16 protein-coding genes are annotated in these 14,658 nt (G+C 50.9%); 9 read left to right on the top strand and 7 right to left on the bottom strand.

The features are described from left to right. Positions 1–84 precede the first annotated feature (84 nt). The 3 genes from CRO57_RS13500 (at position 85) to CRO57_RS13490 (ending at position 4,358) form a co-directional block, all read left to right on the top strand. Positions 85–1,371 (top strand): SIR2 family protein, encoded by a 1,287-nt coding sequence (locus CRO57_RS13500; RefSeq protein ID WP_097153954.1) that lies wholly within the window; start codon positions 85–87, stop codon positions 1,369–1,371. Further along, positions 1,358–3,361 (top strand): ATP-binding protein, encoded by a 2,004-nt coding sequence (locus CRO57_RS13495; RefSeq protein WP_097153953.1) that lies wholly within the window; start codon positions 1,358–1,360, stop codon positions 3,359–3,361. Before CRO57_RS13500 ends, CRO57_RS13495 begins: the two co-directional genes overlap by 14 nt. 157 nt (positions 3,362–3,518) lie before the next feature. Next, positions 3,519–4,358 (top strand): hypothetical protein, encoded by an 840-nt coding sequence (locus CRO57_RS13490; RefSeq protein WP_097153952.1) that lies wholly within the window; start codon positions 3,519–3,521, stop codon positions 4,356–4,358. Positions 4,359–4,396: 38 nt separating this feature from the next. On the opposite strand, the gene CRO57_RS25385 is transcribed toward CRO57_RS13490, so the two are convergent. The 4 genes from CRO57_RS25385 to CRO57_RS13470 form a co-directional block, all read right to left on the bottom strand. Beyond that, on the bottom strand, positions 4,397–4,549 hold the full coding sequence (locus tag CRO57_RS25385) for a helix-turn-helix domain-containing protein (RefSeq protein WP_425291283.1): 153 nt from the start codon (positions 4,547–4,549) through the stop codon (positions 4,397–4,399). An 88-nt stretch (positions 4,550–4,637) separates the two neighbouring features. Continuing rightward, positions 4,638–5,324, bottom strand: coding sequence for a hypothetical protein (locus CRO57_RS13480; protein WP_141401249.1), 687 nt, complete (start codon positions 5,322–5,324; stop codon positions 4,638–4,640). Between the two features lie 37 nt (positions 5,325–5,361). Further along, a complete protein-coding gene (locus CRO57_RS13475) occupies positions 5,362–6,201 on the bottom strand; it encodes a molybdopterin-binding protein (protein WP_097153949.1) in 840 nt (279 codons plus the stop codon). Next, complete coding sequence (locus CRO57_RS13470) at positions 6,198–7,151, bottom strand: cytochrome b/b6 domain-containing protein (protein WP_097153948.1); 954 nt, start codon at positions 7,149–7,151, stop codon at positions 6,198–6,200. Before CRO57_RS13470 ends, CRO57_RS13475 begins: the two co-directional genes overlap by 4 nt. 188 nt (positions 7,152–7,339) lie before the next feature. Between CRO57_RS13470 and CRO57_RS13465 the strand changes: the two genes are divergently transcribed. The 3 genes from CRO57_RS13465 (at position 7,340) to CRO57_RS13455 (ending at position 9,399) form a co-directional block, all read left to right on the top strand. Next, positions 7,340–7,882, top strand: coding sequence for a sigma-70 family RNA polymerase sigma factor (locus CRO57_RS13465; RefSeq protein WP_097154079.1), 543 nt, complete (start codon positions 7,340–7,342; stop codon positions 7,880–7,882). Continuing rightward, positions 7,875–8,624 carry an anti-sigma factor gene (locus CRO57_RS13460; protein WP_097153947.1) on the top strand — a complete coding sequence of 250 codons (750 nt, stop codon included), beginning with the start codon at positions 7,875–7,877 and terminating at the stop codon, positions 8,622–8,624. The genes CRO57_RS13465 and CRO57_RS13460 overlap by 8 nt, the downstream gene beginning before the upstream one ends. Before the next feature lie 217 nt (positions 8,625–8,841). Beyond that, positions 8,842–9,399 (top strand): fasciclin domain-containing protein, encoded by a 558-nt coding sequence (locus CRO57_RS13455; protein WP_097153946.1) that lies wholly within the window; start codon positions 8,842–8,844, stop codon positions 9,397–9,399. A 212-nt stretch (positions 9,400–9,611) separates the two neighbouring features. On the opposite strand, the gene CRO57_RS13450 is transcribed toward CRO57_RS13455, so the two are convergent. Together CRO57_RS13450 and CRO57_RS13445 are read right to left on the bottom strand one after the other, a co-directional pair. Next, positions 9,612–10,193, bottom strand: coding sequence for a peroxiredoxin family protein (locus CRO57_RS13450; RefSeq protein WP_097153945.1), 582 nt, complete (start codon positions 10,191–10,193; stop codon positions 9,612–9,614). 133 nt (positions 10,194–10,326) lie between these two features. Beyond that, positions 10,327–11,100 carry a hypothetical protein gene (locus tag CRO57_RS13445; RefSeq protein WP_210200865.1) on the bottom strand — a complete coding sequence of 258 codons (774 nt, stop codon included), beginning with the start codon at positions 11,098–11,100 and terminating at the stop codon, positions 10,327–10,329. Positions 11,101–11,251: 151 nt separating this feature from the next. Between CRO57_RS13445 and CRO57_RS13440 the strand changes: the two genes are divergently transcribed. Next, positions 11,252–11,827 (top strand): MarR family winged helix-turn-helix transcriptional regulator, encoded by a 576-nt coding sequence (locus tag CRO57_RS13440; RefSeq protein ID WP_244580096.1) that lies wholly within the window; start codon positions 11,252–11,254, stop codon positions 11,825–11,827. A gap of 18 nt (positions 11,828–11,845) precedes the next feature. On the opposite strand, the gene gntR is transcribed toward CRO57_RS13440, so the two are convergent. Beyond that, a complete protein-coding gene (gntR, locus tag CRO57_RS13435; RefSeq protein ID WP_097153944.1) occupies positions 11,846–12,841 on the bottom strand; it encodes an HTH-type transcriptional regulator GntR in 996 nt (331 codons plus the stop codon). Between the two features lie 166 nt (positions 12,842–13,007). Between gntR and CRO57_RS13430 the strand changes: the two genes are divergently transcribed. Both CRO57_RS13430 and CRO57_RS13425 read left to right on the top strand, forming a co-directional pair. Further along, the gene (locus CRO57_RS13430) at positions 13,008–13,553 is read left to right on the top strand and encodes a gluconokinase (RefSeq protein ID WP_097153943.1); all 546 of its coding nucleotides are present in this window, start codon (positions 13,008–13,010) and stop codon (positions 13,551–13,553) included. A 24-nt stretch (positions 13,554–13,577) separates the two neighbouring features. Further along, a complete protein-coding gene (locus CRO57_RS13425; protein WP_097153942.1) occupies positions 13,578–14,597 on the top strand; it encodes a TRAP transporter substrate-binding protein in 1,020 nt (339 codons plus the stop codon). Positions 14,598–14,658 lie beyond the last annotated feature (61 nt).

The raw sequence follows: 14,658 nt of genomic DNA, 5'->3' as shown, positions 1-14,658 counted from the left end.
ATTCTGCATGTGTGTGATGGAGAGATGCTCTTTTTGCGAGTATGATTTGCTGTGACATCTGATTCCAAACTTAGCGCAAAGAAAATGATCAAATTTCAAAAGGGCACTCGAAATGAATTCGATAGGCTGCAAGAGGCTGATGGCTTCGAGGAGCGGGCTGAAATCATTAGACGCCAGTTAGCAGAAGTCTTTGGTTCCAAGAATCTTTCATTCTTGCTCGGATCAGGCTGTTCTTCCTTCAAATCTGATGGCCAAGAGCTTGGTATTCCGACTATGGGGCCGTTGGCGCAAGAGTTTCGTGGTTTGTTTGACGCCAAGGAGAGGGAGCCATTACTTGCAAATGACTTCGTGACAGCTGAGCAAAAAGACAGGCTGCACAATGAGCTTGGTATTGATCTGCTGCACGAGGATTATCAATGGAATTTGGAACGGATGATGGAAGCTTTAATGACCACGCATCAGTTCTGCATTAGTAGTAATAAAGAGAACTTCAAAGAAGCAGTTGATACTGTAGAGGAGGTTATTTCCGGCGTAAAAAAGTTTATTTTGCAAAAGTGCACTCAGGGGCAGTTTGCTCAAGGCGATGATAGTGTTGTTTCTTTGTATCGCCGCTTTTATCAATCTCTTGCAACACGTTCACGTGGTTTGGCCTCGCCTTGGGTATTTACGACAAACTATGATTTATTTAACGAACGGGCGATGGATCGTTCTGGTATCCCTTACGCCAACGGTTTTTCAGGTACAGTTGAGAGGAGATTTAATCCTGCTACCTACCGCAGGGCACTAGCCGAACAGTTGGATATTTCGTCAAAACGATGGGCGGCTGTGGAAGGTTATGTTTATTTCTGCAAATTACATGGCTCGGTGAATTGGACAGAAGAGGCAACGGGCCTTTATCCAATTCGAGAAGCCACTGATCTTCCTAATCCCGCTGAAGATCGAGTTATGATATATCCGACGCCCTCAAAACAAACCGCAAGTTTCGGATCACCATACGCTGATATGTTTCGGGAGTTTCAAAGACAAATTGTTCAGGATCAGAGCGTACTTCTTGTGGCTGGGTTTAGCTTTGGTGATGAGCATGTCAATAACATTATTTTTCAAGGGCTGACACTTCCGGGCTTCCGGCTGATAGCCTTTTTAGATCCAGATACAAATGACATTACCAAACAACTTGCTTCGCTCGGTGACCCAAGAATTTGGTTTATTTGGGGTGAGGACGAAACCACAGGAAAGAAAGCGCACTATTTCGATAACATCGTAAAATATCTGATGCCGTCGAGTGCTGATCAGAAAGCTGATCAAGCTATAGAAAAAATATTGGAAAAGCTATTGGCCAAACCGCAAGGCGAAAATAATGACGAGGGATGACAATAATCGTACTATCGGCAAAATTGTTAGTGTCTCTGCTGATCGTGTTGTTGTCGAGCTACATAGGGGTAGTGACAATTTCACGGTAGTTGGTTTCGATGATATTCACTATATCGCTACGTTAGGTTCATATTTACTTGTTCCCACACGGTCAGAATACGTGGTTCTTGAAGTAATTGGATTGCGAGAAAAAGATACCTCACCTTCTTATCCAAACAGTGTGGAGTTGAATAAGGCAGGGGCTGCTAAGTTCTTAGACGTCGTTCCGGTAGGAGCGATGCCAGTTGAAGGGGGTATCTTTCGATTTGGTGTATCTTCCTTTCCTCCACTTTATGCAGATGTGTTGTATGCAAGAGATGAAGACCTGGATCGAATTTTTAATGTCGAACAGGTGCCTGACCAAATCGCAAAGATTGATGCCGATGATGTCGAGCGGAGAGGGGAAGTTCCCCATACTATCGAGATAGGCACCTCTGCAGTTTTTAAAGGCTATCCGGTAAAGGCACAGCTTGATTCATTATTTGGTGGACACGTTGCTGTTTTGGGTAATACCGGAAGTGGCAAATCATGCACAGTTGCCTCAATTCTCCAATCTGTTTTCACTAGATCAGATGAGTTTGCAGCTAATGGTGCAGCTTTCATTATATTTGATGTGAATGGTGAATATCGACAAGCTTTAGAAAACCTAGCTTGGCAGATAAATGGGAGCTATTTCAAAGCGGCTAATGAAGAGTTTGAAGAAAATCAACTGGATGAGGGGTTTGTTGGCGCTGACTTAGTTGATCGTTTTCGACTGCCTCATTGGTTTATGACTGTCGATGAATGGGCACTGTTGCTACGTGCGAGTGAAAGATCACAACAGCCAGCGCTGCGAACTGCATTGGGGCTAACAACCTTGTTTGCAGAGCAGGATGGACATCAGCTTGAGGTAGATATCGCATCTATACGTAACCATGTTCTGGCAAAGATCATCCTTGCGATCCTTCAGAGCGATGCTAGTAGTGCTAGTAAATCTGATCGAATAAGGTCAATATTGGCCTCATTTCATACTGAAGAGATTAATCTCGAGATTGCTAGACATAGGATTAGAGTTAATTTTGGAGAGTTTGCAGACGTTGAAGGACTTGCCGAGGTATTATCTCAGTATGTGCAAGATGAGCCTGTTCTCCCAACTTACGCTAACCGCCCTTTTTCGTTCGAGCGTCTTCAGGCCGCACTTGATTTGGCTCTCCATTATGAAGAAGCAAATGGAAATAAGCAAATACGAGAGTATTGCTCCCAAATGGTGACGAGGCTGAAATCCGTTATTGATAATCCAGATTTTGAGTTTCTCAGAGCGAATGCCGATGAGCTGGAAAATCACGAGTGTGAGCCGACACAATTTGTAGATCGTCTACTTGGAATCTCCAAAACAGAGAATGGGTATTGCAAAGAGCGGCAACTTTGTATCCTTGACCTAAATGACGCTTCTGATGAGATCGTAGAGTTGGCGTCAGCAGTTGTCGCGAGATTGATTTTTGATCGAATGCGTAGGACTGAGCCACGGAATAAGATGCCCGTGCACTTAATCTTGGAAGAGGCTCATCGCTACATTTCTGAACGCCCAAGTCGCTTTGCTATTGATGCTGGAGTAACTTTTCAACGGATCGCAAAGGAAGGTCGAAAGTATGGTGCATTTTTGATTGTTGCTTCACAAAGACCTAGTGAGCTGTCCAAGACAGTGTTGTCACAATGCAACAACTTTATCATTCATCGGATCCAAAACCCTGACGATTTGTTCCAAATTAGGCAAATGACACCGTTCATCTCTGAAACTGTGCTCAAGCGCCTTCCTTCATTACCCAAGCAACACGCTCTCATCTTTGGAAATGCTGTGAAGATACCAATGACTTTTAGAGTTAGGGATGCCGATCCTGCTCCCAATAGTGATGACGCTCAGATACGAGATTTGTGGTATATTCCAGACAATCCCCGATTGCTTTGGACATAACCTTAATTTGTTTTCTGCTCTTAAGCCATTCTGGTGACTTTTAATGATTTGAATTCCATTGAGGGTACCAGAGTTAGCTGCAATTTCTTTTCTTCCGGTACCGACAGGTTGATTGGGCATGAGTATGTTGTGACAAAAACTTATTGGAGAGAATTTCATGCCTACTCAAGAATTTGATCAATCTGTCGCCAACTGCGAACAAGCAATTTTGGAATTTAGAGACAAGTCTATTACGCAGAATTACATTCCTGAGGCTGTGGTCATTGCTGGAAGATTCATTGAACGTCGTTTTGAATTAGTAGACTTTTATAAAGAGTTGGATACAAAGCTTAAGTCCAATTCAACCGCACTATATCAGTTTTTCGACAGTGTATTTCTTACGGCTTCTTATTGGAACTTAGAGGAAAATAAGAAGGCCAGAGCGGAAAGAAATGAACTGAAAACAATTAATGAGCAAATAGCTATAGCAGCTCGTAAATTGTCAGGGTTGATGGAACAACGCACTAATCTGAATGATACTTCTGGCTTTTACAGTGATACCCATTACGGGGTTTGTGAAACTCTGGATGCTGCGGGTGGTTCAAATTTCTCTTACGAGTCGTGGGTTCAAGACGACTTTAAGCAATTGTATTGCAGATTTGGTCTGACATACTGGCCCACATTCACTGAATTTTTTGAAGAGTTGGCTCAGGATGCGGAGCAAGCAGAAATCCGAGCTAGTAACGAGGTCACAGCCGCCGCTACAACTGGTGCTCGCTCTTCTCTGAAAGACTATTTAAGAGCACTTCAAAAGCATCTTGATGACAATTTTCTAGCGTTTCCGCATCTAGTTACAGCGCACTTTAGACTTTCTGATAGTGCAATTGCCTCATTGGTGAATTGTGTACTCGACTTGGACCCTGACGAAATGAAAGATGCGGCGTATGTCAAGAGATTTCGGCAGGGAGAGCGTGAGCGAGCGGAAAAGGAGATCGAGCTTGAGCAAGAGGCGTATTGAGTTGAAACTATAGCTTCAAAGTAAATCTTCTTCCCCCGCTACCCCCTAACACCCCGTCTCCACTCCGACGGGCTGGTGTGGAAGCATTTGCGGAAGGCGGCGGCGAATTTGGCGGGGTTGGTGTAGTTCAGATCCATGGCGATCTGGGTGATGCTGGTGTCGCCTTGCAGCAGGTCCTGCGCCTTTTTCATGCGTTGCAGGGTGATATATTCGTAAGGAGCCTTGCCGGGCTTCCTTCCCACGCACAGCCCAAAGCGCATTGATGCTGCATGACGTGCTTTATGGGGAATGAAGGGATGTTTGCAGGAAGTCTGTAACGCTCTGATTGCGCTGGCCAAGGATAAGGAGCGTCTTGCAAGCCGCCATGGCATAGAGAGGCTGGTCTTTTGCGCCTGCCTGCTTCAGCCATGCTCTTCGCGTTTTTGGCAATGGCGTGGCAATGGTGACCTTGTTTTTCAGATCGGATCGGCATTGCAGCGATTGATCATAGGCGATCTTCAGATAACGACTATCTCTTGATGTGAGAATGGCGATGCCTTCATCGAGCCAGGCAGGAAAATCTTCCTGCCAATATCGCCAAGGACCAAGGCGTTTGTGCAATTCTATATGGGCCAGTTCGTGGGCGAGGATCGTAAGAGAGACACCGTCAGGCGAGACATGAACCAGATGCCAGCCATAAACCCTTGCCTTGGCAGTTTTGCCCTTCAAGCGCTGCTTGCAACTTTGGCTTTGACAGATCAGCCATAAGGGTGCGGCTGTTCTGTCTCCGAATGTGGTTTTTACCATCATTCGGGCCTGATCAATTTGATGGAGCAGCTTTGTCTGTTGTTGCCCTGTCAGGCTGTTCTCGGCATAGATGGATGGAGCGATTTGCTGAAATCCGTAAACTGTGGGCACCAAGGCGGCTCCGATGGCTGGAACAAGCCAGACCAATATCAGCAAGGATGCGATCAAGCCAGTTGTCACGCCAGCAAGAATCATCCGCCAATTGAATATACAGTAGCTAGATACCGGCATACCAGGCATAGCCCCGGTCCTCCCAATAGCCACCCTTTCCTCCCTCGATATCGGCAAAGCTTTCGATGAGTTCAATGGAGCGAATATATTTCGCCATTTTATATCCCAATTGACGCTCCACCCGCAGTCTCAATGGGGCACCATTTTCGATTGGAAGCGGGCCTTCATTCATCTCATAGGCCAGGATGGTCTGAGGATGATAGGCATCTTGCAAATCGATGCTTTCATAATAGCGAAAGCCGCCGGACAGGCCTTGTTCGATGGTGTCATAACATCGAATGAGGACATAACGTGCGGTCTTTTTCGGCTTGGTTAGAGCCATTAGATCAGCCAGAGGCACGCCTTTCCATTGCGCAATACAGCTCCAGCCTTCCACGCAATCATGGCGCGTGATCTGACTGCGGGACGGCATGGCCATCAACTGGGCGAGCGACAGGGAAAGCGGTTTCTCTACCAGTCCGGAAATCTGCAATTGGTAGGTTTGGAACGCATTTTCGCGCAGGGCCAGATAATCGGCATCTTGTGGGTCGGTCACGCCATTTGGCCGCATGGGTTGAATGATGTCCGAAGGCTCATATTCCCGCACCAGAGCATCGGCATTCAGCAACATGCGCTGGAAGCGATAAGTCAGGGATTGGGCGCTATCCATTACCTTGCGGGTGGTCGAGGGGCTTTTCGCCATCTGATCCAGCGCATCGCAGCCGGTCAGTCCCAGCCCCGCCAATGCGGCAAGGGAGCCTGTGCGAAGGAGCTGACGGCGAGACAGGGAGGCTCCATCCTTCGTGTCTGAATTTTGGTCTTTTGCCTTGGTTGAAGAATGGGTCATTGTGAGGCCTCATCATCGAGCTTTGGGGAAGGGGAGATGGGGGGATCGGTGCGATACCATCCAGTGATGATGGCTCGTAATTCATTGATCGGGCCTGCCAGAAGGATCATGGCCATATGGATCAGGAAAAACCCAAAGAGCAGCACCAGCCCAATGAAATGAAAGGAACGGGCTGACTGGCGTCCGCCAAAGAGCTCGGTCAACCATGGCAGTATGGCATTCATGCCCGGTGACATGGCAAGACCGGTGGCTATCATCAGCGGGAAGAGAAAAAACAAGACGCTGCCATAGGCCAGTTTCTGCAAGCTTTGATAGCGCCGTGTGTGATGAAACTGCCCTTTCACATGGGCCATGAAATCGGCAGGCAAGGCTTGCCAATCAGTCTTTGTCATCCATAGATCCTGAATGATATGGCCTTTGGGTCCCCTTCGAAGACCCGCTATCAGCCAGATCAGCAAAGTTGCCACAAACAGCCAGGCAAAGAAGAAATGCACGGCGCGCCCGGTTGTCAAATCTCTGCCCGATGGCAGGGTCATGAAGGAGGGGAAGGCCTGATAGGTTTGAAACAATCCTTCACCTTGCAGCCCCAGAAGACCAGAGCTGTCCATTTCCAACCCCAGAAAGTTGGTTATTCCAACGGGACCCTTGGGTGTGTCTTTTGCCTCGATGGTCAGAAACACCTGACCTGTGGCAGCGCCCGACTGCTCGCCAAAGGAAAGTTCGGGATGGGCGTTGAAAATCTGCAAACCGGATCCGGCCAGAAAGAAAAGGCACAAAGCCCAGAGCCAATGGGTCAGACGGGTTGCAACGCTCTGGCGATAGACGAGCCGTCCGCCTTGGTGGGGTTTTGCGCGATAGTGGAATCGCGCGGAAATCTTGCTTGAAATGCTGGTCCAGGTCACAGTCTCATCTCCCGTGAAGTCAGTTTTGAAGAGTGTTTCCGAGGACATCTTGGCGTCGAGAAGCAACTCTCCTTCGGAGAAACGAAGGCGTGCGAAAAAAGTTTCACGTCATCAAAAATAAAGGTTGCCAATCTTCTTGGTTGTTATATTTCTCAAAGTGACCAGATGCTGTGTGGGATGGCTGGACAAAGGCCGCTCATGCGGGGGTTTTGCGGAATTGGGAGACGGTCAGGGTGCTGACACCAAAGGACATATCTGGCTTGATTGCCAGAGTTGCTCTGGGAGATCGGGCAGCGTTCGATTTGCTTTATCAAAGCACATCGGCGAAACTTTTTGGTGTTCTGCTTCGTCTCTTGAATGACAGGGCAGAGGCCGAAGATGCCTTGCAGGAGGTCTATGTAAGGATCTGGCAACGGGCCGATCGCTATTCGGCCTCGGGCGCCAGTGCCATGTCCTGGCTGATCGCCATTGCGCGCAATCATGGCATTGACCGGTTGCGGGCACGAAAGGATGGCCATCAGGATATTTCTCAAATGCCGGAGCTGGAGGATAAGGATCCCACACCGGAAATGAATGCCATGGCCAGCTCCGAGCGCGTGCAGATCGATATTTGTCTGGATGAGCTGGACAGCAACCGGGCACAGGCTGTGCGCGGGGCCTATCTTGAAGGATATTCCTATCAGGAACTGGCCGATCAGAATAAAGTGCCTTTGAACACGATGCGAACCTGGCTGCGCCGCAGCCTCGCCAAGCTAAGAGAGTGCCTGGATAATGCGTGATCAGACTGACAATCCTGCCCAGCCAGCAGATGATGACAGTCTTGCTGCTGAATATGTGCTGGGTGTTCTGGACGCGGCAGAGCGGGAGAGCTGTGCCCGGCGTATCGAACAGGATAGCGCATTTGCCGCATTGGTCGTGCAATGGCAGGAACGGCTCGCCAGCATGAATGAGACCTATGAGGAGGTAACTCCTCCCGCGGCTATCAAATCTGCCATCGATGGGCGTCTGTTTGGAAGCGAGGCTGCCAACTCGCCGCTGGGTGAGGTCCTGGAACAGGCCCAACGTGGCTTGTGGCAGCGCTTTGGTGGCTGGATCAGTGCAGCTGTTGCGGTGCTGGTGTTGGCCATCGGGGTCGGGCTTTGGAGCGGAGCTCTGTTGCCGATAGATAAAGGACCTATCCTTGTGGCCGAGCTGGCTGCGACAGAAGGACGTGCCAGCTTTGATGCGAGATTTGAGCAACAGAGCGGTCAGCTGCGCATCACGTTTAAAAATGGAGTGCCGGGAGCGGAGAAGGATTTCGAACTTTGGGTGATTGAGGAAGGGCAATCTCCTGTTTCGCTCGGTGTGCTGCCGCAGAATGTTGCAAGCAGTGATCTTGATCTGTCCGAGCCATTGGCAGCCAAGCTTACACGTGGCGCTGTTCTGGCTGTCAGTCTTGAGCCCAAGAATGGCTCGCCTACCGGATTGCCAACCGGGCCAGTGGTGGCATTGGGGCCTTTGAAGGATGCCCTTCAAAGCTGACATGCAAGCGAAGTTTTTTGAGAATAATCATGGGGCGAGATGGATTTTGGATCTGTCTCGCCTTTTGTTTTGTCTTCAAGTTATTGATAAATAAATTCTTTCTTTGATGTGAGAATTTTCTCGATTTTTTGAAGCAAAGCTGAAACTTAATCTGGAGCGGGTTCGTTATTTCCTATGTTCCACCCGATCAGAGGTGGTCAAACAGGAGTTTTTGAACATGAAAAAGTTTGCTCGCGCCCTTGCGATTTCCGCCGTTGTTTCCCTTGCTGCCCCTGTCATTGCTCAGGCCGCTAATCCGATGGTCGGTGGTGCACCAATGTATGCGACCAAGAATATCGTAGAAAATGCCGTCAATTCCAAAGACCACACCACGCTGGTGGCTGCTGTGAAAGCTGCAGGCCTGGTCAAGACTCTTCAGTCCCCTGGTCCTTTCACCGTATTTGCGCCGGTTAACAAGGCTTTTGATGCTCTGCCAAAAGGTACCGTCGAGACCTTGCTGAAGCCAGAAAACAAGAAAATGCTGACCAAGATCCTGACTTGCCATGTGGTTTCCACCAAGGCCTTGTCCGGCGCAATCAAGAAGATGATCGCCGATGATGGTGGTGCTCATATTGTCAAGACTGTGGGTGGCTGCAAATTCACCGTGATGCAGAAGAAAGGCAAGATTCAGATCAAGGACGAAAAGGGCGGTGTTGCCACCGTGACCATCGCTGATGTGAAACAGTCCAACGGTGTCATCCATGTGATCGACAAGGTCCTGCTTCCTGCATCTTAAAGAAGCGTGACAGCGAGCAGGGGCTGGACCGGCACGCCGGTTCAGGCCTTGCTTGCCTTCCGTGAACGATCCGGTTTTGTCTCTTCCTTCCTTATTGACCAGATCATGAAACCAGGCCCACCCTCTCTTATGCGACAGTTTCCCGGGGTGGGTTGGGCGGTCCGGCAGGAGATGGCTTCTATCCTTCTCGCCATGTTTTGCCGGACCAATTATCAGGGCAGTTTGCAGCCTTCATCGGTGCATTGATCGTTCGTTGCTCCGATAAGATCTGCTGCGTCTGATGTGAAAGTTTCTTCCTCATTCATCGCCAGATTTGCATCGCGCTCGGCTATGAGCTTGGTGATGTCGGCGGCGATGCGCATGTCTTCCACTGTGCCGAAATAGCGGGTTCGATAGCGCCCTTGCGCATCAATCAATATGGTGCTGGGCGTTCCCTGCATATGATAAGCCTCCATGGTGCGGGGCATGGCATCGTCTCCCTTTTCATCGACACCGACGGGGAAGGTGATGCGATATTCCTTCAGGAACACCTCCAATGCTTCCGGCCCCATGGCGTGGTGATGTTCAAACACCGTATGCAGGCCAATCACCGCGACATCTTCCGGTTTGAAATGGCTGGTGATTTTCTGGGCCATCGGCAGGCCATAATAGATGCAGCCCGGGCAAAGCATTTGAAAGGCTTCCAGCACAATGACCTTGCCTGCAAAGTCGCCGACTTGCAGGGCTTTGGAGCTGTTGAACCAGCGGCTGACTTGCCAGTCTGGGGCAGGGCGGGCTTTTTCGGCGATGATCATGGCTTGGCTCCATGTTTTGCATGGCTGTCTCTGGTAAATGGATAGCAGGGCTGATGGCAGCCCCGCCAGATGCAAATGCGCGTTGGGTGTAAGGGGGAAGGCGCTACGACCGGGTGCGCATTTGCACCGAGGTTTAGTTCAGCTTCCCGGGCAGGCTCAGATCGCCTGAGGCAACATCAAAGACATTGGTGACGCATAGAAGCGGGCTATGGACATTGGCATTGACGCGCAGCGCTGCCGTCACTCCGTCATAGGACAGATTGTCCAGTACATTGTTGTCGGCAAAGGCGACATTGATGGCGATTTCCGGTCCGTCAAAGACGGGAGAGAAGCCGGGGCTGTCGATGAAAAGCGGCAAGCCCGGCCAGGTGGCCGGCATCTTTGGTGTCTGGCCTTCGGGGATGTCGCGAACGGAGAGGGCATTCTTGCCACAGGCCTCATTGGGCGTCAGCACCACCCAGTGGCTATGCCATTGCTCGCCATCATTGGTCAGATCACCATCGCCATTTTCGTCAATGAATGGGGTGTCGTCAAAGTCCGGATGACTGGTTGCGGCCAGCGCCAGAATGCCGGTTTTGCCTTCGAAGCCCACAGCGGACGGATCAAGCGACGTTGGCCAGACGTAGGACAGCACAGGAGCACCACCAAGGGAGCCTGCGGGCGTTGGTTTTTCACTACCCGCAATGCCATTTGTGGTCATGTGAAAGGTCACGACCCGGCCCTTGCGATGGACGTGAGCGGCCAGAATGTCAAAGGCGGCGACTTTGGATGTGTCGGCATCGGAGGTGACCGCGCCTTTCTGATTGATGGCGTGGGAATGGGAGTGATCCCCTTGTCCGCCAGCGCTGACTGAAAGACTGGATCCGGCAAGCAGAGCTAAGGCGAGGGAGAGAGATTTCATGGGCATTTCGATACTCCAAACAGTTTGAGGGAGGAAGAATGCATTCTATTTAGTATCGACTCGAAACTAAAATCAAGAAAAAAGTTTCGACTCGATACTATTGCGTTTATAATATCGACTCGCTATAAGAGGGGATTAGAAGGAAAAAGGACCAATCGTGACCACGCGCTCAACCAGTGACAAGGACCAAAGATTTCGGCAAATTCTGGCGCTGATTGATCGGCTGGGGAGGCTGATTGCGTCTGAACGCTGGAGTGATCAGGTCAATCCTGCGCAGATGTCAGCGCTGGATTATCTGCTTCGTTCCAATCGCTTTTCCCATGCGCCCAGCCATGTGGCCGACTATCTGGGCACCACCCGTGGCACCATGTCCCAAACACTCAAGACCCTGGCGCGCAAGGGGTTTGTCGAAGAGCATCGCTCTCAGGAAGATCGGCGCAGCATTTCCTATGAATTGACGCAAACGGGCCGGGAGCTCGTGCAGCAACCGTCTGATCTGATCGAGGCGCTCAAAAATTTGCCATCGGAGGATTGTAAGCTGTTGGAAGGGGTGCTGACCCAGAGCCTGCGCGATGTGATCAGCCGCCGGGAAGGCCGCGCTTTTGGCCTTTGTAAGGATTGCCGCTATCACAAGAACGCTGCCAACAGCCAAGGCGAGGGCGGCTATTGCACCTTGCTCAATCTGGCCCTTCAGCCCGAAGAAGCCGATCTGATCTGCCACGAATATGCGTGAGTGCTGTTTGTAGGCAGCTCACTTTCGTGAGCTTTCGCGAGGGGCGACGGCGAAGCCTAAATCTATTGTGTCTTCGGGATATTGTTCCAGCCCTTTGAGCAGGATGGTGCCTGCGGTTTGGCCTATCTCGAACAGTGGGGTTTGAACCGTGGAAATGGTTGGCACGCATTCGGCGGTGACGCCCAGATCGTTGAAGCCGCAAAGGCCGAAATCGCGGGGGATGTTGATGCCCCGCCGCTGGCATTCGAACAGCACGCCGAGGGCCATGTCATCGTTGTTGCAGAAAATGGCGTCGCATTCCGGATATTGCTGCATCAGCTTGCCATAGAGATTTGAGCCGGTACGCACATCTGATGGGCGATTGGTCACCACAATGGCTTGCTCATCCAGCAAGTCCGCATTTTGCAAAGTCCGTTTGAAACCTGCCAGACGCTTTTGTGAACGCGGATCCATTTGCGCTCCCAGAAATCCGATTTTTTGATAGCCCTGATCGAGCAGATGCTGCACGGCGGACATGGCGGCTTTCTCATGCGAAAAGCCCACAATCTTGCCGATGGGGGCATCGCTCAAATCCATGATTTGCACCACAGGCACGCCGATATTGGCGAGCATGGATCGGGTCTCGTCCGTTTGTTCGATGCCCGCCAGAATGACGCCTTTGGGGGCTGGGTTCAAAAAGGAGCGCAGGATGCGTTCTTCTTCCAGCGGGTCATAGCCGGTGTTGCCGATCTGCAATGTGATGCGGGTGTCTTTGAGGGCATCTTCAATGCCGCGCAAGACGTCGGTGAACACATGGTTCGACATGGACGGGATCATGACAACGATGGAATTGGTCTCGCTGGAGGCCAGAGCCGAGGCCGATTGATTGGGCACATATCCCAATTTACGCACAGCCGCTTCGACCTTGGCGCGCAAAGAATCGGAGACTTTTTCCGGTGAGCGCAACGCCCGGGAAACCGTGATTGCGCTAACGCCAGCCTCCCGTCCAACATCAATCAATGTCACTTTAGTCATGCATCAAACATCCTGTAATTTAAGGGGAAATTATATCAGAATCTTTTTTTGTTGCAAAATGATTGCGCAATCATTTATGGTCATCCTCAACTTGAATCTTTGCTGAAGCGAATTCTTGTCCGAAAAGTGAAGTCACTTTTCGGGGATGCGCTCTAAGGGACCACGAATGCGTGAAAAGCAAACATTGATACTCATCGTGATGGGCGTCTGCGGCGTTGGCAAAACGTCCGTGGCCAAAGCCTTGGCCGAGCGTCTGGAGGGGCGTTATGTCGAGGCCGATGAGTTTCATTCCCCGGACAATATCGAAGCCATGCGGCAGGGCATTCCGCTGAGTGATGACATGCGCGGGCCATGGCTGCGCGGCATTTCCGACGAGATCCAGTCCTTGCAACAGACGCATCCAAGCCAACCCATCGTGGTGGCCTGTTCAGCGCTGAAAGAATCCTATCGCGCCATTTTGCGAGATGGATTGCCGGAAGCGACCTTCGTGTTTTTGACTGCGCCCAAGTCCTTGATCGCCGAACGCATGACGGGCCGCAAGGATCACTTCATGCCGCTTGAGCTTTTGGAAAGCCAACTGGCCGATCTGGAGCCGCCAAGTGAGGGGGAGAAGCATATTCCGATTGATGCAAGCCTGCCGCAGGAGCTCATTGTCGCCTCGGTGTTGGCCGAGCTGGCCCATCAATCAGACCAAATTCTGCAAATGAGATGAATAATTATTGGGAGGAATACCATCATGAAACTCATCAAATCCCTTGTCATGGCAGCAGCCCTGAGCTGTGTGTCGACAGCCACCATGGCAGCAGATTATGCCCTGAGATTTCAGTCATCTGATCCATCAGGCAACCCGAATTTCGAGCTGCAGCAGAAGTGGGCCAAACAGGTTGGTACCCTGACCAATGGCCGCGTCACCATTGAAATGCTGCCGGTTGGCTCCATCGTCAAACATACCGAGACCCAGGATGCGGTTGCCTCTGGCATCATTGATGGCCATGTGACTGACACCTCCTACTTCGCTGGTAAGGATGCGGCCTTCAGCCTGATCGCCAACCCGGTTGGGGCTTATGGCTCTCCATCCGAGATGCTGAACTTCATCGAATATGGTGGCGGCAAGCAGCTCATGAATGATCTGCTTAATCCTTATGGCTTGCAATTCATTGGTGCGACCACTCCGGGTCTGGAAGCCTTCATTTCCAAGGTGCCGCTCGATGGTGTTGATGATCTGAAGGGTCTGAAAATGCGTGCGCCGGAAGGTCTGGTGCAGAATGTGTTTCAGGCAGCCGGTGCTGCGCCTGTGAACCTGCCAGGCTCCGAGGTGTTCACCTCTCTGGATAAAGGCGTGATTGATGCGGCTGACTACACCGTCTTCTCCACCAACCACAAGCAAGGCATGCATGATGTGGCCGGTCATCCGGTCTATCCTGGCTTCCATTCCATGCCACTGGTCGAAGTGTCCATGAACAAAGGCACTTGGGACAAGATGTCTCCGGATCTGCAAGCCATTCTGGAAATGTCCGTTCGTGATTTTGCGCGCGACATGACCAATCAGCTGGCCATGCGTGATGTGGTGGCTGTGGCAGAAGCCAATGCCAATCCGAAGATCACCGTTCACAATTGGTCCGCAGCAGAGCGCGCGAAATTCCGTGCCATTGCCAAGTCTCAGTGGGCAAAGGTTGCAGCAAAATCAGCAAATGCCCAGCGCGTTTATGATGTGCTCTCCACTTACCTCGTCGAACAAGGCTTGCTCAAAGAGTAATCTCTTGGCCTAGTTTCTTGGCCAGGCCCTCTCCCCCTCCCAAACCACCCGATAACGTGCC

This window comes from Cohaesibacter gelatinilyticus, from assembly GCF_900215605.1.
GTDB classification, from domain to species: domain Bacteria; phylum Pseudomonadota; class Alphaproteobacteria; order Rhizobiales; family Cohaesibacteraceae; genus Cohaesibacter; species Cohaesibacter gelatinilyticus.
Note: the sequence above shows the minus strand (reverse complement) of the source record. Positions and strands in the feature narration are given on the sequence as shown.

Excerpts from the sequence above, each read along its gene's own strand:
- CRO57_RS13500 (WP_097153954.1), top strand. The coding sequence starts at position 85 with ATGATCAAATTTCAAAAGGGCACTCGAAATGAATTCGATAGGCTGCAA.
- CRO57_RS13495 (WP_097153953.1), top strand. The coding sequence starts at position 1,358 with ATGACGAGGGATGACAATAATCGTACTATCGGCAAAATTGTTAGTGTC.
- CRO57_RS13490 (WP_097153952.1), top strand. The coding sequence starts at position 3,519 with ATGCCTACTCAAGAATTTGATCAATCTGTCGCCAACTGCGAACAAGCA.
- CRO57_RS25385 (WP_425291283.1), bottom strand. The coding sequence starts at position 4,549 with ATGAAAAAGGCGCAGGACCTGCTGCAAGGCGACACCAGCATCACCCAG.
- CRO57_RS13475 (WP_097153949.1), bottom strand. The coding sequence starts at position 6,201 with ATGACCCATTCTTCAACCAAGGCAAAAGACCAAAATTCAGACACGAAG.
- CRO57_RS13470 (WP_097153948.1), bottom strand. The coding sequence starts at position 7,151 with ATGTCCTCGGAAACACTCTTCAAAACTGACTTCACGGGAGATGAGACT.
- CRO57_RS13460 (WP_097153947.1), top strand. The coding sequence starts at position 7,875 with ATGCGTGATCAGACTGACAATCCTGCCCAGCCAGCAGATGATGACAGT.
- CRO57_RS13455 (WP_097153946.1), top strand. The coding sequence starts at position 8,842 with ATGAAAAAGTTTGCTCGCGCCCTTGCGATTTCCGCCGTTGTTTCCCTT.
- CRO57_RS13450 (WP_097153945.1), bottom strand. The coding sequence starts at position 10,193 with ATGATCATCGCCGAAAAAGCCCGCCCTGCCCCAGACTGGCAAGTCAGC.
- CRO57_RS13445 (WP_210200865.1), bottom strand. The coding sequence starts at position 11,100 with ATGCCCATGAAATCTCTCTCCCTCGCCTTAGCTCTGCTTGCCGGATCC.
- gntR (WP_097153944.1), bottom strand. The coding sequence starts at position 12,841 with ATGACTAAAGTGACATTGATTGATGTTGGACGGGAGGCTGGCGTTAGC.
- CRO57_RS13430 (WP_097153943.1), top strand. The coding sequence starts at position 13,008 with ATGCGTGAAAAGCAAACATTGATACTCATCGTGATGGGCGTCTGCGGC.
- CRO57_RS13425 (WP_097153942.1), top strand. The coding sequence starts at position 13,578 with ATGAAACTCATCAAATCCCTTGTCATGGCAGCAGCCCTGAGCTGTGTG.